Origin of the sequence: Paenibacillus mellifer (assembly GCF_023195895.1) — a bacterium.
In the GTDB taxonomy this organism is placed as follows: Bacteria; Bacillota; Bacilli; order Paenibacillales; family Paenibacillaceae; genus Fontibacillus; species Fontibacillus mellifer.
In genome coordinates this window covers 124,354-148,093 of sequence record NZ_JALPRK010000004.1, presented here as the reverse complement: position 1 = coordinate 148,093, position 23,740 = coordinate 124,354, and the positions used below count along the sequence as shown (strand labels likewise).

The 23,740-nt window shown below is 53.5% G+C and carries 19 protein-coding genes; all 19 read left to right on the top strand.

From position 1 onward, the window contains the following. The first annotated feature begins 147 nt into the window (after positions 1 to 147). The 19 genes from M0651_RS06690 (at position 148) to glnA (ending at position 23,736) form a co-directional block, all read left to right on the top strand. The gene (locus M0651_RS06690) at positions 148 to 1,149 is read left to right on the top strand and encodes an ABC transporter substrate-binding protein (protein WP_248551063.1); all 1,002 of its coding nucleotides are present in this window, start codon (positions 148 to 150) and stop codon (positions 1,147 to 1,149) included. 32 nt (positions 1,150 to 1,181) lie between these two features. After that, a complete protein-coding gene (locus M0651_RS06685; protein ID WP_248551062.1) occupies positions 1,182 to 1,961 on the top strand; it encodes an ABC transporter ATP-binding protein in 780 nt (259 codons plus the stop codon). A 90-nt stretch (positions 1,962 to 2,051) separates the two neighbouring features. Further along, positions 2,052 to 2,798, top strand: coding sequence for an ABC transporter permease (locus M0651_RS06680; protein ID WP_248551206.1), 747 nt, complete (start codon positions 2,052 to 2,054; stop codon positions 2,796 to 2,798). 173 nt (positions 2,799 to 2,971) lie between these two features. Continuing rightward, positions 2,972 to 3,967: an aromatic acid exporter family protein gene (locus M0651_RS06675; protein WP_248551061.1), complete on the top strand. Its 996-nt coding sequence runs from the start codon at positions 2,972 to 2,974 to the stop codon at positions 3,965 to 3,967. A gap of 64 nt (positions 3,968 to 4,031) precedes the next feature. Continuing rightward, the gene (cotE, locus tag M0651_RS06670) at positions 4,032 to 4,577 is read left to right on the top strand and encodes an outer spore coat protein CotE (protein ID WP_248551060.1); all 546 of its coding nucleotides are present in this window, start codon (positions 4,032 to 4,034) and stop codon (positions 4,575 to 4,577) included. A gap of 131 nt (positions 4,578 to 4,708) precedes the next feature. Then, a complete protein-coding gene (locus M0651_RS06665) occupies positions 4,709 to 6,145 on the top strand; it encodes a putative amidoligase domain-containing protein (protein ID WP_248551059.1) in 1,437 nt (478 codons plus the stop codon). Between the two features lie 73 nt (positions 6,146 to 6,218). Next, entirely contained in the window at positions 6,219 to 8,990 is a 2,772-nt protein-coding gene (mutS, locus tag M0651_RS06660) for a DNA mismatch repair protein MutS (RefSeq protein WP_248551058.1), read from the top strand. 400 nt (positions 8,991 to 9,390) lie between these two features. Next, a complete protein-coding gene (gene mutL, locus M0651_RS06655) occupies positions 9,391 to 11,439 on the top strand; it encodes a DNA mismatch repair endonuclease MutL (protein ID WP_248551056.1) in 2,049 nt (682 codons plus the stop codon). Positions 11,440 to 11,463: 24 nt separating this feature from the next. Beyond that, positions 11,464 to 12,249, top strand: a complete 786-nt coding sequence (locus M0651_RS06650; RefSeq protein WP_248551055.1) for a class I SAM-dependent methyltransferase — start codon at positions 11,464 to 11,466, stop codon at positions 12,247 to 12,249. Next, the gene (miaA, locus tag M0651_RS06645; RefSeq protein WP_248551053.1) at positions 12,233 to 13,207 is read left to right on the top strand and encodes a tRNA (adenosine(37)-N6)-dimethylallyltransferase MiaA; all 975 of its coding nucleotides are present in this window, start codon (positions 12,233 to 12,235) and stop codon (positions 13,205 to 13,207) included. Before M0651_RS06650 ends, miaA begins: the two co-directional genes overlap by 17 nt. 24 nt (positions 13,208 to 13,231) lie before the next feature. Beyond that, positions 13,232 to 13,471: an RNA chaperone Hfq gene (gene hfq, locus M0651_RS06640; RefSeq protein ID WP_016312028.1), complete on the top strand. Its 240-nt coding sequence runs from the start codon at positions 13,232 to 13,234 to the stop codon at positions 13,469 to 13,471. 480 nt (positions 13,472 to 13,951) lie between these two features. Further along, a complete protein-coding gene (locus M0651_RS06635; RefSeq protein ID WP_248551052.1) occupies positions 13,952 to 16,555 on the top strand; it encodes a transglycosylase domain-containing protein in 2,604 nt (867 codons plus the stop codon). 155 nt (positions 16,556 to 16,710) lie between these two features. Continuing rightward, positions 16,711 to 17,259, top strand: coding sequence for a ribonuclease FAU-1 family protein (locus M0651_RS06630; protein ID WP_248551051.1), 549 nt, complete (start codon positions 16,711 to 16,713; stop codon positions 17,257 to 17,259). 15 nt (positions 17,260 to 17,274) lie between these two features. Beyond that, positions 17,275 to 17,961, top strand: coding sequence for a YdcF family protein (locus M0651_RS06625; protein WP_248551050.1), 687 nt, complete (start codon positions 17,275 to 17,277; stop codon positions 17,959 to 17,961). 109 nt (positions 17,962 to 18,070) lie between these two features. After that, positions 18,071 to 19,054: an AAA family ATPase gene (locus M0651_RS06620; RefSeq protein ID WP_248551049.1), complete on the top strand. Its 984-nt coding sequence runs from the start codon at positions 18,071 to 18,073 to the stop codon at positions 19,052 to 19,054. Positions 19,055 to 19,275: 221 nt separating this feature from the next. Then, a complete protein-coding gene (gene hflX, locus M0651_RS06615) occupies positions 19,276 to 20,610 on the top strand; it encodes a GTPase HflX (RefSeq protein ID WP_248551047.1) in 1,335 nt (444 codons plus the stop codon). A gap of 18 nt (positions 20,611 to 20,628) precedes the next feature. Then, positions 20,629 to 21,882, top strand: a complete 1,254-nt coding sequence (locus M0651_RS06610; protein WP_248551046.1) for a methionine gamma-lyase family protein — start codon at positions 20,629 to 20,631, stop codon at positions 21,880 to 21,882. 82 nt (positions 21,883 to 21,964) lie between these two features. Further along, on the top strand, positions 21,965 to 22,375 hold the full coding sequence (locus M0651_RS06605) for a MerR family transcriptional regulator (protein ID WP_059042966.1): 411 nt from the start codon (positions 21,965 to 21,967) through the stop codon (positions 22,373 to 22,375). A 5-nt stretch (positions 22,376 to 22,380) separates the two neighbouring features. Further along, a complete protein-coding gene (gene glnA / locus M0651_RS06600) occupies positions 22,381 to 23,736 on the top strand; it encodes a type I glutamate--ammonia ligase (protein WP_248551045.1) in 1,356 nt (451 codons plus the stop codon). The last annotated feature ends 4 nt before the right edge of the window (positions 23,737 to 23,740 follow it).

Sequence of the window (23,740 nt, the reverse complement as noted above, 5' to 3'; positions counted from 1 at the left end):
GGCTGTCCTTAGGCGGAATCCGCCCGGGACGGTCTTTTTTGTGCTCTTAACCTTTTGCTGGGCCATCGCATACTATTTAGTATGTTCTGGCCAACCGCTAGAAATCAGTTGGCTATGAAAATCCATGAAGAAGGAGAGGTGAACGGTATGAACAACGCTCGCAAGGTGTTATGGCTCGCGCTCATCGTTCTCCTGACAGCAGCCCTAAGCGGTTGTGGAGGAAGCGGCCAAGCACAAAAGGTGAAAATCGGGGAAGTCACCCGTTCCGTATTTTATGCCCCTCAATATGTCGCTTTGGAAAAGGGATTTTTCAAAGAGGAAGGACTTGATGTGGAGCTGCAAACGACGGCGGGTGGCGATAAAACGATGACGGCGTTGCTGTCGGGAGCGATCGACGTGGCGCTGGTCGGAGCAGAAACGTCGATCTACGTGTACCAGCAAGGCTCGGAGGATCCGGTGATTAATTTTGCCCAATTGACGCAAACCGATGGTACCTTCCTGGTTGCCCGTGACGCCGGAGAATTCGATTGGGAGAAGCTGAAGGGCAGCGTCTTCCTTGGTCAGCGAAAGGGTGGCATGCCGCAAATGGCTGGTGAGTTCACCCTGCGCAAACACGGGATAGATCCGCACCAAGATCTGGAGCTGATCCAGAATGTGGATTTTGCCAACATCACGGCGGCATTCGTATCAGGGACCGGACAGTTCGTCCAGTTGTTCGAACCGCAAGCTTCTATTGTTGAGAAGGAAGGAAAAGGCCACGTTGTCGCCTCCTTTGGCACGGAGAGTGGAAGGCTGCCTTACACCGTATTCATGACTAAACAAAGCTACATGAAAGATCGTCCGGAAGTCGTTCAGAAGTTTACGAATGCGGTCCATAAAGCCCAGCTTTGGGTTCAGGCTCATACCCCGGAGGGAATCGCTGAAACCGTCGCTCCTTATTTTAAAGATACGGATATGGACATCTTGGTCAGTTCAATCAAGCGTTACAAGGAGCAGGGGAGTTATGCCGAAACACCGGCGTTGTCAGAGGATTCGTGGAACAACCTGCTTGACGTGATGGAAAGCGCTGGAGAGCTGAATGAACGGGTTGATGTTGGTGAGTTGGTCGATAACAGCTTCGCTGATAAAGCAGTTAACTCGGTTAAGTAAATGACTATAACGGAAAAGGAGCGTGAGCGCTTTTGTCTTCTGTCGTGGAACTGAAACACCTGGATCTAGTCTATGTGACGGACCGGGAGGCCGTCCTCGCTTTGCAAGGGATGAATTTAACGGTGGAGCCGGGTGAATTCATCAGTCTGGTTGGTCCCAGCGGTTGCGGAAAGACCACGCTTCTCTCCGTCATGGCAGGTCTACTTTCTCCAACTCGGGGGGAGGTGCTGCTGCACGGCAAACCGGTGGCGGGGCCTACCCCTCAAGTCGGTTACATGTTGCAGCAAGATTATTTGTTCCCGTGGCGGACCATTCTGAGTAATAGCGTGCTGGGGCTTGAGCTGACGGGACGGTTAACAACGGAAAGCACCGAAAATGCCCGGAATTTGCTCGCTGAAATGGGTCTTGGCGATACGGCGAACCTTTATCCTCACCAGTTGTCGGGCGGAATGCGTCAGCGGGTAGCCCTTGTGCGAACGTTGGCGACCGATCCTGAGCTGCTGCTGCTGGATGAGCCGTTCTCGGCACTTGATTATCAGACGAAGCTGCAACTGGAGGATTTAGTGTGGGGGACCCTGAAGCAGCGTAAGAAAACGGGCGTCTTGGTGACCCACGATTTGTCTGAAGCGATCGCGGTCAGCGACCGGGTGATCGTTCTGGCACCGAGACCCGGCCGGATCCGCAGTATGTACAAAATCCCGGAGCAGATCCGGAACGCGCAGCCGTTTTATGCTCGGGAAGCCGAAGGCTTCAATGAACTGTTCCATGAAATCTGGCGGGATCTTGAAACGTCGGAAAGGGAGGAGGGATAGCCCGTGGCACAACCCGTAAGCAAAACGGACGCCAATCAGGAGGCCTGGCTGCAGGAGAAATGGCATCTGTACCGCAGACGCAAACGGCGGATGAGTAACTATGTGGTCAGCGTGCAGGCTCTGATCCTTGTGTTCTTTATCGGATGTTGGGAGCTCGCAGGCCGTCTGCGATGGATTGATGTCCTGATCTTCAGTTACCCGTCCAAGGTTGGGCGGCAAATTGTCAAAGATGCGGTTAGCGGCGAATTGTGGCCGCACTTAGCAATGACGGTAGGCGAAACGGCGGTAGGTTTCCTGCTTGGGACGCTGATCGGTACTTTGTTGGCGGTCCTCATCTGGTGGTCACCGTTTCTATCCCGCGTGCTGGACCCCTACATGGTCGTGTTTAACAGTATGCCGAAGGTGGCACTCGGCCCGATCTTTATCGTCTTGTTTGGAGCCGGCTTCACGGCTATTGTCGTGACGACGTTGTCAATTACCGTCATTGTAACTACGCTGGTCGTGTTTAACAGCTTTAACGAGGTGGACGCTAACCTGGTCAAGGTGATCCGCACGTTTGGCGGTTCGCGGCGCGACGTATTTCTGAAAGCGATCCTGCCCGCATCGTTCCCCACTATCGTATCCACACTGAAGGTGAACGTGGGCATGGCCTGGGTCGGCGTCATTGTCGGAGAATTCCTCGTTGCCAAGATTGGTCTTGGATACCTGATCGTTTACGGGTTTCAGGTATTTAACTTTACATTGGTGCTGTCGAGCCTGGTCATCATTGCGATCGTGGCGACGGCGATGTACCAGTTGGTCGTCTATATCGAACGGAAGTTGGTAAGGGAGCGGTGACGCTCCCTTTTTTTGCGTGGGTTTGATGGGGTTGGTTCGGGAGACGCTTTGCGCCGCAATCCAACCCTAGGTTAGATCGCGAAGAGTGAAAGATGAAAAATGGCATTGTATGGAAACGTGAAATCAAGTAGGATATTTTCATAAGTTGGTTTCGACAAAAAGGGTGGGGTTTCATGGGATTTCGAGTCATCAAAACAGCGATTGCCACACTGATGGCCATCTTCATTGCGGATTTTGCCGGCGTGGCGGGGGCCAATTCCGCGGGACTACTCGCGATACTAGGGGTGGACGTCACACGCAAGCGCAGCCTGGCTTCGATATCGGCGCGGTTTTTCGCTTCCATTCTCGGTTTGTTACTGGCTTTTGGAGTCTTCTACTTCCTCGGCTTTCATATTTGGGTACTCGCCATTTATATTCTTATCGCATTTCCATTGATCGCCCGTGCGGGTTTCAAGGAAGGGATCGTCACCAGCTCCGTCGTTGTGTTCCGTGTGTTCGGCGGTGCGGAAATTTCCTGGCATGTGCTATTGACTCAGGTGGAGCTTCTGATCATCGGACTTAGTTCGGCGATGGTCGTTAATTTTCTGTATATGCCGAAGACGGAAGACAAGCTCCTGGGGACTCGGCGTGAGGTGGACGCCTTGTTTTCGCGTATTTTTCAGGAAATTGGCGCTACACTACGTGATCCTTACCGATTATGGGATGGCAAGGAGTTGACGGAAGCCGCCCGGCTTGTCGAGGAAGGGCATGCGATTGCCAAGCGGGCGGCGGAGAATCAAATGATCTCGCCAAATGAGGCTTGGATCGCGTATTTCTTCATGCGGAAGGAGCAATTAAGCCGAATTGAAGGCATGCTGGAGCTGATTGCACAGGTGTATCAGCGCATGCCTCAAGGGGAATTTGCCGCCGTTTTGTTCGACCGGCTAAGCGTGGACGTCAATCAGGAAGAATATACCGGGATGACCGAACAAATGCTGGCTGAGTTGGAAGAGGAGTTCAAGAAAATGGAGTTGCCCTCCACTCGCGAGGAATTTGAAATCCGTTCGGCTATCCTGCAGCTCTGCCGGGAACTTTCCTTATATCTAGCCGTTTCCAAAAAAAATAAAGCCCCCATTCCTCGAATGGCGGCGAATCGGTCGCGGAAACGAAATCAGACAACGATAAAATAGTTGTCACCCTAGACGAATGTCCTGCATACACTTTTATTGAATGATGTATGGAGGAGGTTCTAACATGTCATTGAAATATCAAAGTAGAGAGATCATCACGAAAGCGATCTGCGGAAAAGGTCGTAAGTTCTCTACCGTAACACATACCGTGACTCCCCCTCATAAACCGTCGAGCATCCTGGGGGCCTGGATCATCAACCACCAGTACGAAGCGGTCGCTGCGGGAGACGGAATTGAAGTTATTGGTACTTACGATATTAACATCTGGTATTCGTACGACAAGAACTCGCAGACCGAGGTCGCCAAGGAAACGGTATCTTACGTCGAGAATGTTCCGCTGAGCTACCTGGATTCCAGACACCGTTCGTCGACGGTGGAAGTGTCTGCGGAAGCTACGCAGGAACCAAGCACCGTCGAAGCCACAGTTACTGGTGACGGCCGCGTATCCATTCGAGTGGAACGCGAATTCGCAGTGGAACTGGTTGCCGAAACGAAGTTGAACGTCCTTGTGGTGCCGAGCAGCGGCATCGAAGATAAGGACTATGATTTTGGCTCCGAGCTCGGCGATTATGAAGATTTGGATCCGGATCTCCTCGACGACGAACTGTGATTCGTGTTGGAAGCAAGAAGGCAGATGGGTAAGCACCAAATGTTTCAGGCTACAGTGTAGCATATGCGGCAGGGGCGTCGTCGAAGAGGGCGGCTGCCCTCTTTTTGTTTTTATTTATGAGAAGACGGGGGATGAACTCGGTGGTGAAGGATGTGCATCTCGTGCTGAAAATCCGTCAGGATTCCAGTGCGTTCAAGAGGCGCCTGTTACTGGCGTTGGAGCGCTTGGGCGGTCCTTATCGGGTGTTGAAAGGTCCGGCTTCAAAACCCATCTCTACCGGCTCGGAATGGATCTATTACGGTCCTGAGGAAGCTTATTGGGGCGGCAGGGTTCAGGAGCTTGTGCTGGGTCGACCCAAAGCCTCGCTTGGAGACTGGCGGCGGCGTCTTGAAGCGGCCGGACTGATGACAACACCGCAGGATCATCTCCCTCCAGCAGTCAGAAGCAAGGATGTCTCCTACACACGCCGTTTTGCCGTTACCGTATTCCACTTGCGGGTATGGGAAGTACGGCCGCTTGGCAAAGCCGGGCAAGCCCTGCCGCTGCTGGGTGAATTACCGGCGTTGGACTCACCGCTGCATAAACGCCTGGCGAGTACGGCCATTCGGGCGTTATATGCCGTTGGACTCGATTTTGGCGAAGTGGTGATCTCGGCCGGGGAGGAAGGTCGATTTACGGTGGATTCGCTAATTCCCTCCTCGGAAGCTGGCAGCACCGCTGCCGCCGGGATCGCTCGAGCCATGCGGGAGACTTTGGCGGAAGAGGAACGCCTGCTAGAGACGCCGGCGGAGCGTCTGATCGGGATGGACCCGGAATTTCTACTATTTGATCCGGCCCACGGTAAAGTTGTCCCGGCTTCTCGTTATTTGCAATTCCACGGAGAGGCGGGATGCGATGTGCTGCGTTACCGCGGGCAGCGCTTGTTCCCGCTTGCAGAGCTCCGGCCTCGGCCCGGAAAGGAGCCGCGTGAGGTTGTCATTCATCTGCTGCATGCGTTCCGTGAAGCCCGTGAGGCCATTGAAGACCGGGAGCTGATTTGGCAAGCGGGGGCTATGCCGCAACGCGGATTTCCGCTGGGCGGACATCTGCATTTTAGCGGTGTGAGCTTGACGCCTGAACTATTGCGGACGCTCGACAACTACTTGGCTCTGCCGCTTGCCTTGCTGGAGGACGCCCGAAGTAAACCACGTCGGCCGAAATACGGCTTCCTCGGCGATTTCAGGCTTAAGGAATACGGTGGTTTTGAATATCGCACCTTGCCAAGTTTCCTGGTTTCTCCGCTCGTGACCAAAGGCGTGGTAGCATTGGCCAGTCTGCTCATAGACAACGCGGAACGGCTTGGCGCAAGACCATTGGAGAAGGAGGAGATCTGGACCGCGTTTTATGCCGGCCGAAAAAAGCCGCTCCGGGCGATGCTTCCCCGCCTGTTGACCGATATCCAAAACGTTCCCGACTATTCCCGCTATCAAGGTTATGTCGCTCCACTGCTTGAAGCTATTCAGTCCGGTCGTACCTGGGATGAATCCGCCGATATCCGCTCCGCTTGGAAATTGCAAAATCCTTCATAACCGCGCTGCCCTTTTCTGGTATAATAGGATTCTATGAAAGACCTGACAGCGCAGGGTTAAATGGAGGGGAATCATGGCTACCTATACGCCGATGATTGAACAATATTTGCGGATTAAGGCGGAAGCGCAGGATGCGTTTCTGTTCTTCCGGCTGGGCGATTTCTACGAAATGTTCTTCGATGACGCGATTCTAGCCGCGAAAGAGCTTGAGATCACGCTGACCGGGCGGGATGGGGGCGCCGAGGAGAAAATTCCCATGTGCGGCGTTCCTTACCACTCGGCTGACAACTATATTCACCGATTGATCGAAAAAGGCTATAAAGTGGCCATCTGCGAGCAGATGGAAGACCCGTCCCAGACCAAAGGGATGGTCAGACGTGAAATCGTTCGGGTGATCACCCCCGGGACGATCATGGAAGGGAAAACCATCGGTGAACGGACGAACAACTATATCGTATCCGTCACCGAGCGGCAGGGGCTCATGGCCTTGGCTGCCTGCGACCTGTCCACCGGTGAGTTGTACGCGACTTCAGCGCCGTCGAATAAGGAGTGGCTGCGCGACGAAATCGGATTGTACGACCCGGCGGAGATTATCGGCGATCCGGAGCTGCTGGATTGGATCACCGGACAAGCCGCTCCGCTTGGCAAACCGGTGGTATACACGCCATGGGCGAAAGCAAAGGAAGAGTCGGCGCGTGCGCAGTTCGGCGAGGCGGAATGGATTCGTCTGGAGCCGGAACGTCGCGACAATATCTCGCTGCTGGTCGGTTATCTAAGCGAGACCCAGAAGCGCTCGCTCGGCCAGCTGACGAAAATAACGGCGTACGAGCCTGAGCATTTTATGATTCTGGACCCGTTTACGCGGCGGAATTTGGAATTGGTTGAAACGGTCCGCGAACGGTCCAAGAAAGGTTCGCTCTTGTGGCTTCTTGACCGCACGGAAACTTCGATGGGCTCCCGATTGCTGCGTCGCTGGATTGACAAGCCCTTGCTGCAAAAATCGCGGATTGAGGAACGCCTGGAGGCGGTCGAACATCTGCATGGTGCGTTTATTCTTCGCGAGGACTTACGCGGGGCGCTCCAGGATATATACGATTTGGAGCGGCTGGTGGGCCGCGTTGCCTTCGGCAATGCCAATGGGCGTGATCTGCTCGCGTTGAAGACCTCGCTGCGCCAGGTGCCGGCAATGAAGGATCTCTGCGGCGGATCGGCATCATCCACGTTGCGACGAATTGCCTCTGCGATGGATGAGTGTGAGGATCTGGCCGGGATGATCGATGCGGCGATTGCGGATGACCCGCCGGTTTCGGTGCGGGATGGAGGTATCATTAAGGCCGGATATCATGAGCGGCTGGACGAGCTACGTGAGGCGGGAATGAACGGCAAACGCTGGATCGCCGAGCTGGAAGCGGCCGAACGTCAGGCAACCGGGATCAAATCGCTGAAGATCGGTTACAACAAGGTGTTCGGATATTATATTGAGGTTACGAAATCGAATCTGGCTTCGCTGCCGGAGGGAAGATATGAGCGGAAGCAAACGCTGGCGAATGCCGAACGTTTCGTCACGCCGGAGCTGAAGGAGAAGGAAACGCTCATTCTGGAAGCGGAAGAGAAGACGGTTGATCTGGAGTACGCGTTGTTTAACGAACTGCGTGAACGGATCGCTGCTGACATCCCTCGCTTGCAGAAGCTGGCCGAACAAATCGCCGAAATCGACGTGCTGCGCTCGATGGCGGCCGTGGCATCAGACAACGGCTTCGTGAAGCCTAAGTTGACCGACGGCTACGACCTCGTCGTGGAGCAAGGTCGGCATCCGGTGGTGGAGTCCGTGATGAAGGATACGGCATTTATCGCCAACGGAACAGCACTTCGCAAAGACGAGGCTAGCATCCTACTGATCACAGGGCCAAACATGGCGGGAAAAAGCACGTATATGCGGCAGGTCGCCCTCATCTCGATCTTGGCGCAAATCGGCAGTTTCGTGCCTGCGGGCAAGGCGGAAATTCCACTGGTCGATCGCATATTTACGCGGATCGGGGCGGCGGACGATCTCATTGGCGGTCAGAGTACCTTTATGGTGGAAATGGCCGACATCCAGATCATGACGGAAAAGGCGACTCCCCGCAGCTTGATCATCATCGACGAGCTGGGCCGAGGCACGTCCACGAGCGAAGGGATGGCGATCGCGCAAGCGGTGATCGAATACGTCCACGACCGTATCGGCTGCAAGGCGCTGGTCTCGACGCATTTCCACGAGCTCGCCCATTTGGAACACAGTTTGACTGGGCTAAGCAACTACAGCATGGCGGTGCAGGAGAGCGGCGACAAGGTGCATTTCTTGCGCAAGCTGATCCCGGGCGCGGCGGACACCAGCTATGGCATTTATTGCGCGCGGCTGGCCGGCTTGCCGGAGGAGATCATCGGCCGAGCCTATGGACTGTTGATAGGGCTGGAGGAAAAGGGCCCGAAGCTGACGGGCACTGGCGCAGGGGTTGCTAAGGCACCACTGGCAGATGTACCGCAGGCGAAGGAGGACGCTGGTCAGGTCGTGCGGGAAACGGCCGCGGCCGCCCTCTTGACGGAGGATGTGGCTTCGAAGGAAGCTGCGGCCGCAGTGGAAGCTGTGGCAGAACCGCTTGCCAGTGAAGGCGGGCCGGTGGTGCAGCTTTCAATTTTTGGCGATGAGGAACCGTCTGTACAAGCGAAGGCGGCCGCCCGGGTAGCCGAGGATCCGGGAATGAGGACGCTCATCAATCTGATCAAGAACGCTGATTTGATGAACATGACGCCGCTGCAAGCGATGCAGTTGGTGAATGATCTGAAGATGAAGGCGAAGGATTTGTAGGCTGGCGGGTAGGCTGGCCGAAGTAAGGGCAATGGGAAAGGCAAGGTCAAGGCGAGCTCAAGGCAACTGACAAGTCAAGGTCAAGGGAATGGCGAATGCAACGACCAGGACATGATCAAGACCTTCCGGGCCTTCCTCGAACGTTAACGCTTGGGAGAAGGCTTAAGAGGGTCTATATCGCTGTGTTGTCATTTTAACGCTTGCCACGATGCTTAATAGCTCGTTTTTCGGGCAAATACCGGTATTTTGGTGGGAATAGCGTTGCTCAGCGTCGTTAGCGATTGTTAACGTCGGAATTTACCTGAATAGCGTTGCACATCAGCGTTAGAGCTGCGGTAGGCGGCGAAGTGTATTTTATAGTAATCAAGCGTAGGGTCTACAGGTACGGGAGGGAATAGCAATGGCAAAAATCGCAATATTGGACGAGCATATTGCCAACCAGATTGCTGCCGGGGAAGTAGTGGAGCGCCCGGCGTCGGTGGTTAAGGAATTGGTGGAGAACGCGATTGACGCGGGAGCAACCAAAATCGAAGTCGCCGTCGAAGAGGGGGGCCTACAGCTCATCCGCGTTACGGATAACGGCTCCGGAATCGAATCGGAAGACTGCGAAACGGCCTTTTACCGCCATGCGACCAGTAAAATCACCTCCGGCCGCGACTTGTTCCAGATCCGCAGCCTTGGATTCCGCGGCGAAGCCTTGCCCAGTATTGCGGCCGTCGCGAAGGTTCGTCTCGTCTCCTCAAGTAACGATACGGGACTTGGGCGGGTGATTGAGATTGAAGGCGGCTCGCTGAAGCTGAACGACGATATCGCTGCGCCGCAAGGGACAGATATTGCGGTGAAGGAATTATTTTATAATACCCCGGCAAGGCTGAAGTATATGAAGACGATCCAGACCGAGTTGGGTCATATCTCGGACGTGATGTATCGGCAGGCGCTGGCGCATCCCGAGATCGCCTTTGCCCTGCGGCATAACGGGAATACGTTGCTGCAAAGTCCGGGAGGCGGCGATTTGTTGCAAGTCATCGCGGCCATTTATGGCGTGAACGCCTCCAAAGGGATGGTGCCGATTGAAGCGGAGGATCTGGATTACCGGATCACGGGATTTATCGGCCGCCCCGATTTAGCCCGTTCCAACCGCGGCGGCATGTCAACGATTGTCAACGGGCGCTACATCCGCAATCAAGGGCTGCATCAGGCGATCCTACGCGCGTATCATACGTTACTTCCGATCAACCGCTATCCGCTGGTGGTGTTGATGCTGGAGATGCACCCGTCGCTGGTCGACGTGAACGTCCACCCGGCCAAGCTGGAGGTACGCTTTAGTAAGGAGCCGGAACTTAACGGCTTCGTGGAGAACAGTGTGCGCGCTGTGCTGAACGGCCAGGTCTTGATCCCGCAAGTCGTGCGTCAGACGATCGGGAAAGGCCCGAACCGCTCCGTGATTCAGGAGCAGTTCCATTTCCCCGCGCCGCCATTAGGCGCGGAGGAGGGCGCTTCCACCGCCGGCCAGACGGCTGCGGCGGCGGAAAACACGCTCCGGCCGCCGGGCGCGGAGCGTGACCCTGGCGCGCGGTCCGCTGGGCCGGACCGCGGCTGGGGCGGCGCGCCACAGCGCAGCACCGCCGCCTTTGGCGCTCCCGCAGCGGCCGAAGGCCTGACGCTGCGGGAGCGCGGCGCAGCCGGCGCCGGCACGTACGGCGCCGCGCCAAGCCCAGCCAAGCCGCCGCAGAGCGGGCTTGGCTCATCCAGCGCCGCCGCCTACGCGGGCGGCGGCGCGGCGGAACGGCAGCCGCTGCCGGCTACGCGGCTGCAGGAGATGCCGGAAGCATTGTACGGCTCGCCTGGGGCAGAGCCGGAGCTTCCGGCATTCCCCGAGCTGTCCTTGATCGGACAGCATCATGGCACCTACCTGATCGCACAGAATGATCAGGGGTTGTATTTGATCGACCAGCACGCGGCGCACGAGCGCGTGAATTATGAATACTATTATGAGAAGTTCGGCCGCCCAGCGGATGCGTCGCAAGAACTGTTAATTCCGATCACGCTTGAATTTACGCCATCCGAAAGCGCCAAGTTGCAGGAACGGTTGCATTGGTTTGAACAGGTTGGGGTGGTTCTCGAGCATTTTGGCGGCAACACCTTCCGTGTTGTGGCGCATCCGTACTGGTTCCCGCAAGGGGAGGAAGCGAGCCTCATCGAGGAGATGGCTGAATGGGTACTTAGCGAGCGGGTCATTGACCTGGCTAAACTGCGTGAAGCTTCGTCCACGATGGTTTCGTGCAAAGCGTCGATTAAGGCCAACCAAAAGCTGACGCCGGAAGAGGCGAACACGCTGATTCGTCGGCTGGCGGCTTGCAAACAGCCATATACCTGTCCGCATGGGCGGCCGATTGTCGTCTCGTTCTCCGCGTATGATCTCGAGAAGCTCTTTAAGCGGGTCATGTAATGTCAGCAAACGGAGGAATTCATCATGTTAATTACTACCGGAGACCATGAAACCCCTGCCGCCGTCCGCCGCGCGCGAGAACTGGCAAGCTTATCCGGTGTCCCTTATGTCTCGCGCAGTCGGACCTCACTTCCGCGTTTAGCCGAGCAATATGGCGACAGCGATATATTGGTGGTCCTGGAGCGCGGAGCTCGGCTGCACCGCTCCGGTCGCGAACCGATGACGTTTCACCCAAGTATGGCGTATGTCCGGGCGAAACGGCTGTTTAAAGGCGAAAACGATGCGATGTTGGACACCGCCGGGGTGGTTCCCGGCGACGTCATCATCGACGGTACGGCAGGTCTTGGTTCCGATGCAATGGTCTTTTCGATTGCTGCAGGAGCTGAGGGGAAAGTGCTGGCGCTGGAGGATTCTCTGCCGCTTTGGGCTTTACTGTACGAAGGGTTGAAGTTTTACGTCTCGGGCCTGCCTGCCTTTGACGAAGCGTTGCGGCGCATCGAACCCATACATAAGAACCATTTGGACGCGCTGCGGGCCATGCCCGACAAAAGCGCGGATATCGTCTATTTCGACCCGATGTTTCGCGATCCAATTGCGGAATCGTCATCCATTTCACCGCTGCGGTCATTCGCTAATCCGAATTCCCTAGATCTGGATGCGGTGAAGGAGGCTTGCCGGGTTGCTCGAAAATCCGTTGTTCTGAAGGAGCAACGCGGGAGCGGGGAATTCGATCGGCTAGGGTTTACCGCGAAGAGCCGTTCCCATACTAAAATTGCATATGGAGTGATTTCGCTTGACCCGAAACGATAAACCGAAACTGCTTGTGCTTCTCGGGCCAACCGCGGTCGGCAAAACAAAGCTCAGCATCGAACTGGCCCGAGCGTTGTCCTGCGAAATCATTTCCGGTGATTCCATGCAGGTGTATCGGGGTATGGATATCGGGACCGCCAAGATCACCAAAGAAGAGATGGGCGGCGTTCCTCATCATCTCATCGATGTGTTGGATCCGGATGAGCCATTTTCCGTCGCGTTATTTCAGGAATGGTGCCGCAAGCTGATCCCAGAGATTACAAGCCGTGGGCGACTTCCTTTTATCGTTGGCGGAACGGGGTTATACATCGAGTCGGTCTGTTATGAGTTTCAGTTTACGGAAGCCGGAGCGGACGAAGACTTTCGGGCTCAGCAGCAGGCCTTTGCGGATACCCATGGCGCAGAAGCGCTGCACGCAAAATTAGCGGACGTTGATCCCAAATCTGCAGCCCGTCTGCATCCTAACGATGTGCGCCGAGTGATTCGTGCATTGGAGGTTGTTCATCTGACTGGGGAGACGTTATCGTCGCAGCTCGAGAGGCAGCAGAAGCAGTCGCCATATGAGCTTTGCCTCATCGGTTTGACAATGGACCGTCAAATGCTTTATAACCGTATTGAACGGCGAATTGATGAAATGGTAAGGCTAGGCCTTGTTGAGGAAGTGCAAGGACTCCTCCGTAGAGGCTACAGTCGTGAAGCGGTTTCCATGCAAGGATTGGGGTATAAAGAAATCGTCGAACATCTGAATGACCACGTTCCGTTTGAAATCGCGGTGGAGAAGTTGAAGAGGGATACGCGTCATTTTGCCAAGAGACAGCTTTCCTGGTTCCGTCACATGAAGGACATCGCTTGGATTGATGTAGGAGACGGCGAAAATTTTTCCGGGATTTTGAAGGCGGCCCATGCTATAATAGCAGGAAAGTTTCCCGCTGATCTTGAATATAATTCTAAACACTAATTGATTCCTATTGGGGGTACGGCTATGAATAAGACCATTAACATCCAGGATACATTTTTGAACCAATTACGGAAAGAGAGCATCCCGGTCACCGTATTTTTGACGAACGGCTTCCAGATCAGAGGGACGATTAAGGCATTTGATAATTTCACGATCGTCATCGACAGCGACGGCCGCCAGCAGATGGTGTACAAGCACGCGATCTCGACGTTCCAGCCGCAGCGGAATGTATCGCTCATGCAGGAATCGCAAAACGAGGATTAAATCAGGCTGAAACTTTTTGTATTTCAATACGTTAAGAGTATAGGATGAGAACAGAGCAACCTGAACCAAGGTTGTTCTTTTCTTTCCGGGCACTTTTAAGCCAGGCGCTCAAGCAGGAAGGCATTATCAGGAACAGGTATGTTCAAAAAATCACTCTCACGTCATTGAATCCGTCATCGAACCCGCGCTCGTGCAGTGATATGATAATTTTGACGGATCACTTCACATCGTGATCGAGAGTTCACTTTTGAACCACCACTTTAATGAAGTTCAAAAATGGACTATTCAGCACCGAGAAGGTTGGATGAAGCTAGGGGCTGAGCAGCGGAGCGTACGTTTTGGGTACGTGAGCAGCGGAAGACCCGGCTGAATTCAAGATTCGACGTCGAATCATCTTCAAAGGCTACACATCGTGATCAATAGTTCACTTTTGAACCACCTTGTTCAAGCAGACTGGCAGGAAGGGAGTCAGAATAAACCATGTCTAGCAAAAGCCCATCAAGGCTGCAAAGAAGCGGCAAGCCGGACAATAAGGGAAAAGCGCCGAAAGCGCCCAAAAAGAGAAAGCTTACGGCCAAACGCGTGTTATGGACATCATTTTTTACGATTGCTTTTGCGGTGTTTTGCGCAATTGCAGGCTATATGTACATTACGGTCAGCGGCGAGAAGATCCTCTTGCAGAACGAGGACAAGCTGACGGTTTATGAAACGACGAAGGTATATGATCGCACCGGAGTATTGATGGGCGAACTGTCCATCGACAAGAGCGAACCCGTCGAAGCTGACCAGATTCCGGAGCTGCTGAAGCAAGCTTTCGTTGCGACGGAAGATAAACGGTTCCGTGAGCATAACGGGGTTGACTTGTGGTCGATCGGGCGGGCGGCCGTCAAGGATATCGTGGCCCGTTCCCTCGTGGAAGGCGGCAGTACGATTACGCAGCAGCTCGCCAAGAACATTTTCCTAAGCGCGGACAAAACGTTCTTCCGTAAAGCAACCGAGATGTCGATTGCCATGGCTTTGGAACGCCATAAGACGAAGGATGAAATCCTGACGTTGTACTTGAACCGGATTCCTTTTGGAGGAACCGTTTATGGCATTAAGGCTGCATCTATTCGTTACTTTGGGAAAAGTGATTTGAATAAACTCGAGGTGTGGGAGATCGCGACGCTGGCGGCGATGCCGAAGGCACCATCCCGTTACAATCCTCTGAAAAATCCCGAGTTATCCAAAGAACGGCGCGCAGTGGTGCTCGATCTGATGTTCCAGGAAGGATATATTACCTCAGAACAACGGGACGAAGCCAAGACCGTGGATTATAACTACGAACCGCCGGTGAAAAACCAAAGTTATTTAGCTTTTAAGGATTATGTGGTTGAGGAAGCTGAAGAGAAATTCGGGTTAACCGAAGATGAATTAAACCGCGGCGGCTACAAAATTTACACGACGATGGACGCGAAAGCGCAGAAAGCGTTGGAGAAAGCGTTCGAAAACGATGATTTCTTTGAGAAAAGCAAGGACGACCAGCAGGTTCAGGCCTCCATGGTTATCATGAACCATGAGAATGGCAGTCTCATCGCATTGCTTGGCGGCCGGGATTATCAACGCAAAGGCTTCAGTCGCCTAGACAGTCGTCGGCAGCCGGGTTCGGCCTTTAAGCCGATCGTATCGTATGCGCCTGCTTTGGAATCCGGCAAGTTTACACCGAACTCGCAGATTAGCAATGAGAAGCAGTGCTTCGGCGATTATTGCCCGTCGAACCTTCATGGCTACTCCAAGACGATTAACTTGACCGATGCCTTGACGAAATCGGAGAATATCCCAGCCGTCTGGCTGCTTAACGAAATCGGCGCGGGCACCGGTGTCAAATATGCCGAAGCGATGGGCATCAAAATGGACAAAAACGACCGCAACCTGGCCATTGCGCTGGGTGGCCTGACTTACGGCACGAACACACTGGAGATGGCCGGAGCGTTCAGCGTGTTTGCCAATGGCGGTTCGTATAATCCACCGTATTCCATCAAAACCATCGTTGATCACAGCGGTGTGGAGAAATATAAATACAACGCGCCGAAGCCAAAACAAGTCATCAGCGAACAAACGGCTTATTACATGACAACGATGCTGCAAAACGTCGTTAATGACGGTACAGGGAAACGGGCGAAGTTGGACCGTCCCGTCGCCGGTAAAACGGGGACAACACAACATGGGATTCCGGGGCTGAAAAGCAGTAAAAACCGCGATGTCTGGTTTGTGGGTTATACGCCGGAATGGACCGGGGCGGTTTGGATGGGGTACGACAACCCCGACAAGAACCATCTGCTGAACGGCAGCAGCGGTCAAACGGCGGCTTTGTTCGCCGCTGTGATGAAGGAAGCGTTACAAGGCGTGCCTGTCAAGTCGTTTCCGGTACCGGGAAACTTACAACAGGAAGAGCCGGAGGACCAAACGGAAGCGGCGGCTCCTACTGGATTAACCGCTGCCTATAATCCGGACAGCGGAGCGGTGTCACTTCAATGGACCGGTGTTGAAACCGCCGATGCTGTCTATCATGTATACCGTCGTGAGGCGTCCGAAACGACGTTCACCCATATCATGGATTCCGTATCGACAGCTGCGGAAGATATCAGTGTTACGCCAGGTACGGGTTACGTTTATTACGTAACGGCTTATGATCCGGTGAACGCGGTGGAAAGCGAGCCATCGAACAACGCCCAGGTCTTGATTGATAACGTGGAGCTGCCTTCAGACGAAGAGCAGCCAGGAACAGAACCTGGGACCCCCGTTGATCCGAACCTTCCAGGCGGCGGAAACGGCAACCAAGGTACCCCGCCAGGCAACGGCCAAAACAATGGCGGGAATGGGAATGGCAATGGGAACAACGGAAATGGCAATGGGAACGGGAATGGGAACAACGGTAACGGTCATGACAATGGGGGAGGCGGCAGCGGGAACGGCACGGAGCTGCCCCCAATGGATGGAGATGATGGTGGCGTCATCGTTCCGCCGGTTGACGGCGGGGACGGAACCGGCGGTGCGGATGTCCCGGCGGGAACTACGGATGGAACCACGGGAGTCGGCGGATAATCGAATTTATCGGATTCGCCCTATTCTCCGAGATCACCTCTCAGCCCTGCGGGAACGTGGAGCTGGGAGGTGTTTTTATTTATGAAAATGGTTTTTGTGACTCTCTTTCAAATATGGTAAGCTGATAGTACATTGTGTTGAAAGGGAACTTATTTATGAAGCGAAAATTCGGAGACCGCGCGAATTGGCGCCGTGTAACGCATCGTCAATTCAAATCCAGGTATGTGGAAAGCGATGATTTTACGGGATATGTCACGCTGTACAGCATCTTTGCCTTGCGTGATCCGTTATGGAAGACCTATGGAGGTCACACGTTCCGGATTGCTGACAAGGGTTACACCTGGTTGCAGTATTATCCCAAAGGGGCTCATTTCGTCGTTACGGCGATGTTTGACGATCATGGCGAGATCGTGGAGTGGTACATCGATATTTGTAAGACCCAAGGAGTCACCGATCAAGGAGTGCCTTGGTTTGATGATTTGTATCTGGATATCGTCGTACTGAAAAATCGCGAAGTGTTCCTATTAGATGAAGACGAACTGGATGAAGCGTTAACGAAAGGCCTCATATCGGTCAAAGACTATGATCTGGCAACGGAGACGGCCCAGCAACTACTTCATGACATTAAGGAGCGGCGTTTTCCCTATTTCCGCCTGTCCCTGGATCATTACCAGAGCGGGTTCATGACTTCGGAGCCGAATTAGCCAGGGGGATAAAGCATGCGTTATGCCAAACCAAGCGAGAACGGTCTGTTAGGCAAAACACAAAAGAAACGTAGTGGCAGTGTCAGGAAGCGAATGTTTCGATGGGGACTCGTGATCTTCCTGCTCGGAATAGGTTGGATGTTGTTCACATTAGCCCAGATCGGCAGCGTAGAGCGGAATCCGGCAGCCAACTCCGCAATAAGTGAACCGGCTGATGTAGGGATTGTCCTCGGGGCGGCCCTGTGGGGGGACGAGCCTAGTCCGGGACTTCGGGAACGACTGGAACAAAGCTTAAAGGATTTTGAAGCGGGTAAATTCCATTTGTTTCTGCTGACCGGTGGGTTGGATACGCCTCACTCCAAATATACCGAAGCGGAAGGGATGGCGAATTACCTGGAGGCTCATGGGGTTCCTCGGGACAAGATGCTGCTCGAGAATAAGGCGACCAGTACCTACGAGAACCTCAAATTCAGTCGGGAATTGATGATGGAGCGGGGGCTTACGTCAGCTTTGATCGTGACGCATACCTATCATGGCAACCGCGCGCTTGAAATCGCCAGAGCTTTGGATTACGAGGAACCTAGACTTTCGTTAACCGAAACCAAGGTTTTGAAGCCTATCCCGAACACCGTGAGGGAAATTTTGGCGTATACGAAATGGAAGCTCGATCAAATAGGACTTGCCATCGGCCTGATAAGATGACGAAACTTCTAATAACGGACAGGGAGAGAGAATACATTTAGATGTGTGTTCAACAAGACGGCTTTGTGTAATTCCTCTTAGCCCTACCTTTATAAAGAGGTGATTTCTTATGTCTGGGCGTGTCATGGCCAGAAACGGCTCTTCCGATGAGAGACCGTCGCGTCAGATCAACGTGATTCTCCGCAGCACCGAACCGCCTGTCGTCTCGCAGGCGATTGCCGATAGCGAACCTCAGGCGTCGTCCAAAGGGTTGCCGCAGCAGGGACTTTTTGCCGAAATCCAAAAAGAACTGGATCACCTGATCGGTTTAGATCATATTAAGGATTTAATGTACGAGATATATGCACTTTTGCAAATCGCCTCGATGCGCTCGGAAGCGGGATTGTTATCCGGTGCTCAAGTGTATCACATGGTGTTCAAAGGCAATCCAGGTACCGGTAAAACGACCGTAGCACGAATCGTCGCTAAAATGTTTCAACGTATGGGTGTGCTTAGTAAAGGCCACTTGATTGAGGTGGAGCGTGCCGATTTGGTTGGCGAATATATCGGTCATACGGCACAGAAGACGCGTGATTTGGTCAAGAAGTCACTTGGCGGTATTTTGTTTATTGATGAAGCTTACAGCTTAGCACGTGGGGGCGAGAAAGACTTCGGCAAGGAAGCGATCGATACGTTGGTCAAAGCGATGGAGGATCACAAGAATCAATTTATCCTGATCCTGGCCGGGTACTCGGATGAAATGGATTTCTTCCTGTCGACCAACCCGGGGTTGCCCTCACGGTTCCCGATTCAGATGGACTTTCCGGACTATTCGATCGACCAGTTGATCCAAATTGCCGAGGGGATGGCGAAAGAACGCGATTATATCTTGATGCCGCAGGCGATACTCAAATTAAAGCAGCATTTGCTGAGGGAGAAATGCGAAAGCGAGCAGGTGTTCAGCAATGCCCGTTATGTCCGCAATGTGATTGAACGGTCCGTACGTCAGCAGGCTGTGCGGCTGCTTAATCAATACGGAGGCGGCTCGCCGGGCAAGCTAGAGTTGATGACCATTCGTACCGAGGACCTAAAGCTTGATGCCAAGAAAACGTGATGGGCCGTTTTTTTGATACCCGTACAAATGAAAAGCAAAAAAGCGGGGGGTCAGCACCGAGAAGGTTGGATGAAGCTAGGGAACGAGTAGCGGAGCGTAGGGAAACCTACGTGAGCAACGGAGGTCCCGGCTGAATTCAAGATTCGACGTCGAATAGACCCCTTGAACAAGCTTCGTGATGGGCCGCCGTTTTTTTTGATACCCTTTAAGGAGTAGTGATGATGCCAAGGTTGCATTTGCATGAGACTACCACCCACCGCCCGGACGTGGCCGTATTGGTCAGTTTGGTTACGCCGGAGACGAAGCAAAGCGGAATCGACCCCGAATATTCCCTAGCCGAACTGGTGCAGCTAGCTGAAACGGCTGGGGTCGAGGTTGCCGAATCCATCGTACAGAAACGTGATAAACCTGATCCAAGGTGGTTTATAGGGAAAGGGAAAGTGCTGGAGCTTCGTGAAGTAACACAGCAACGGGGAGCAAACACCGCAATATTCGATCAAGAATTGTCCGGTGCTCAGGTACGCAACTTGGAAGAGATGCTGGATGTCAAAATTATTGACCGAACTCAGTTAATCCTCGATATTTTCGCGCAGCGGGCCAAAACGCGGGAAGGGATCATCCAGGTGGAGTTGGCTCAATTAACCTACCTGCTCCCGCGTTTATCCGGGCATGGTAAGAATCTGTCACGTCTTGGCGGCGGAATTGGCACACGGGGACCGGGGGAAAGCCAGCTGGAAACGGATCGGCGTCATATTCGCCGGCGGATCGGCGAGTTGAAGCGTCAGTTGGAGGAGGTCACTCGGCACCGACAGTTACACCGGGCACGTCGGAAGGAAACCGGGGTGGTGCAAATTGCCCTGGTCGGTTACACCAATGCCGGCAAATCGACGTTGCTTAAAGCAATGACCTCAGCGGATGTATTTGTGGAGAATCAGCTGTTTGCTACGCTGGATCCGACAACCCGGCTTCTTCCGCTCTCGGGCGGCAAGGAAGTGGTGCTGACAGATACGGTAGGGTTCATTCAAAATCTACCGCACGACTTGGTCGCGGCCTTCCGCGCCACGTTGGAAGAGGTTAATGAGGCGGACCTCATTCTGCATGTTGTTGACGCATCCTCGCCGATGCGCCAGGAACAAATGGAAGTGGTCGATCGAATTCTCAACGATTTGGGGGCCGGGGGAAAACCGCAGATCGTGTTGTTTAACAAGAAGGATATTTGTCCGCCTGAACAGCTGCAAATGCTGCCGACAGGCGAGGGGTACTTGAAGATTTCCGCGTTCGACGTTAAGGATCTGGTTGCGGTTCGTGAAGCCGTGCAGCGCAAGCTGTCCGGAGGTACCAAGACGTTCCGGATTCCCGCAGAACGAGGAGATCTCACCCCGGTGTTGTATCGGGTAGGAGAAGTGGTGGACAAGCAGATGGACGAGGATGTCATGATTTACGAAATCGATGTGAACCAAGCGGATTTCGATAAGTACGGGTATCGACTAGCTCCTTATGCAATTCCTAAACCAGTTCTCCATGATGAAAACACGACAAACGATGGAATTGATTAAGGGAGTGATAACGTAACGATGGCAGCATTTTCAGAAGAAATCGTACATTGGCTGGAAGCCGCAGAACAACAAGCGGAAAGCCGGTTTCGAGAGATTGATCGGATTGTTGATCAGAACCAATGGAAGGTGATTGAAGCTTTTCAACGCCACCAAGTCAGCGATTATCATTTCGCAGGATCAACAGGTTATGCTTATAACGACCGAGGCCGTGAAGTGTTGGATCTCGTATATGCGGACGTATTTGGTGCGGAGGCCGCACTGGTGCGGCCGCATTTCGCTTCCGGCACGCATACGATCGCCACGGCGCTATTCGGGGTCTTGCGACCCGGGGACGAACTACTCTATATCACGGGACGTCCTTATGATACACTACATAAAGTAATAGGGACGCCCGGAGACGGGAGCGGCTCGTTGCAGGATTTTGGAATTACCTATAACGAAGCGGCATTGCTCAGCGATGGATCGGTCGATTGGGAGATCGTAAGCGCAAAAATTACCGATCGGACCAAAGTGATCGGCATCCAGCGCTCCCGTGGTTACGACTGGAGGGACTCATTTACCGTCGCACGGATCGAGGAGATGGTTCGTCGGGTTAAGGAGATCAAGCCAGATCTGATCGTCTTCGTGGATAATTGCTACGGCGAGTTTACCGAAGAACGCGAACCAACGCAGGTTGGAGCCGACCTGATTGCCGGATCCTTAATTAAGAATCCAGGCGGCGGCCTGGCGGAAACCGGGGGATATATTTGCGGGCGGCAGGAGTTAGTCAACCTAGCCGCATACCGTTTAACTGCGCCGGGAATCGGCGGTGAAGTCGGGGCAATGTTGGGGACGACTCGTGGAATCTACCAAGGGCTGTTTCTAGCACCAACGATTGTTGGACAAGCGGTTAAAGGCAGTATTCTGGCGGCAGCTTTGTTTGAGCGGGTGGGATTCCAAAGCCGACCAGGTTGGCAGGATGCACGTACCGATCTCATCCAGGCGATTGCCTTCAGCAAACCGGAGCAGTTGATCGCATTTGTACAGGGCATTCAGCGAGCAGCCGCTGTAGACGGGCACGTCGTTCCTGAGGCTTGGGACATGCCGGGGTATGAACACCCGGTCATTATGGCGGCGGGGACCTTTATTCAAGGCGGAAGCTTGGAGTTGTCTGCCGATGCCCCGATCCGTGCTCCGTATATTGCGTATATGCAAGGCGGATTAACCTATTCTCATATTAAATTTGGACTCCTTACCGCACTCCAGACGATGAAGGATCGCAACTTGTTGTGAGTTATCCTAACATAACTATTGACATGTTAGGATAACTCACATATGATTAGGTCATGAGAATCTAACTGGAAGGTTGATAGCGATGAGTGAGGAAATTCGCAGAAATATGGCCTTGTTTCCTATTGGTATCGTCATGAAACTTACGGATTTAACGGCAAGACAAATACGATATTACGAGCAACATGAATTGATAGTACCCGCTAGAACCTCGGGAAATCAACGTATGTTTTCCCTCAACGATGTCGAACGCTTGCTGGAAATCAAGGGTCTCATCGATAAAGGCGTGAATATCGCAGGGATCAAGCAAGTGATGAATCCGATGTCCCGGGAATCCCAGGAAGCAACCGTCATCACGAAGGACACGGAAGAGAAGCGGAAGGAAATGACGGATTCCCAAATCTACCGCATGTTGAAGCAGCAGTTGGTGCAAGGGAGCAAGCCGGGGCAAGTTTCTTTGATCCAAGGCGAACTGTCCCGATTTTTCAAAAAATAATCTAAATGTTGGGAGAGGTTAGGGTGAGTTACACGAATTACACCAAAGAAGACATTTTGCGCATCGCCAAGGAAGAGAATGTGCGTTTTATCCGTTTGCAGTTCACGGATTTGCTGGGAACGATTAAAAACGTGGAAATTCCGGTCAGCCAATTGGAGAAAGCGCTGGACAACAAGATGATGTTTGACGGTTCTTCCATTGAGGGGTATGTTCGCATCGAGGAATCCGACATGTATCTCTTCCCGGATCTGGACACTTGGGTCATTTTCCCTTGGGTAACCGAGGATCGCGTTGCACGTTTGATTTGTGATGTTTACATGCCTGACGGTACGCCGTTTGCCGGCGATCCTCGCGGGATTCTGAAGCGCGCGCTCAAGGAAGCTGAAGAGATGGGCTACACATCGATGAACGTTGGCCCGGAACCTGAATTTTTCTTGTTCAAAACCGATGACAAAGGCAACCCGACAACCGAACTGAACGACCAAGGCGGATACTTCGACTTGGCTCCGACGGACTTGGGCGAGAACTGCCGCCGCGAAATCGTATTGACGCTGGAAGAAATGGGCTTCGAAATCGAAGCTTCCCATCACGAAGTGGCGCCAGGTCAACATGAAATCGACTTTAAATACGCTAATGCGATTAAAGCCGCAGACCAAATCCAAACCTTTAAGCTGGTCGTCAAAACGATTGCCCGCCAGCATGGCTTGCATGCGACGTTTATGCCGAAACCGCTGTTCGGCGTGAACGGTTCCGGGATGCACTGCCACCAATCGCTGTTCAAAGGCGACGTGAACGCTTTTTATGACGAAAGCGATAATTTGGGGCTAAGCAAGGAGGCCCGCCATTACATGGCTGGTATTCTGAAGCATGCCCGCGCATTCGCCGCGATCACGAACCCGACGGTAAACTCCTACAAACGTCTCGTTCCAGGGTATGAAGCGCCTTGTTACGTTGCCTGGTCTTCGAGCAACCGCAGTCCGATGATCCGGATTCCGGCTTCCCGTGGTCTTAGCACGCGGGTCGAAGTGCGCAATCCGGACCCGGCAGCCAATCCGTACCTAGCATTGGCCGTAATGTTGAAAGCCGGCCTGGACGGGATCAAGAACGAGTTGCCGCTCGTCGATCCGGTAGACCGCAACATTTATGTCATGTCCGAGGAAGAACGGGTCGAAGAAGGCATCCCAAGCTTGCCATCCGATCTGAAAGAAGCGTTAGGCGAACTGCTGCGCAGTGAAATCATCTGCGATGCGCTCGGCGATCACGCATTAACCCATTTCTTCGAACTTAAAGAGATCGAATGGGACATCTTCCGTACGCAAGTTCATCAATGGGAACGTGATCAATACATGACGTTGTACTAAAATC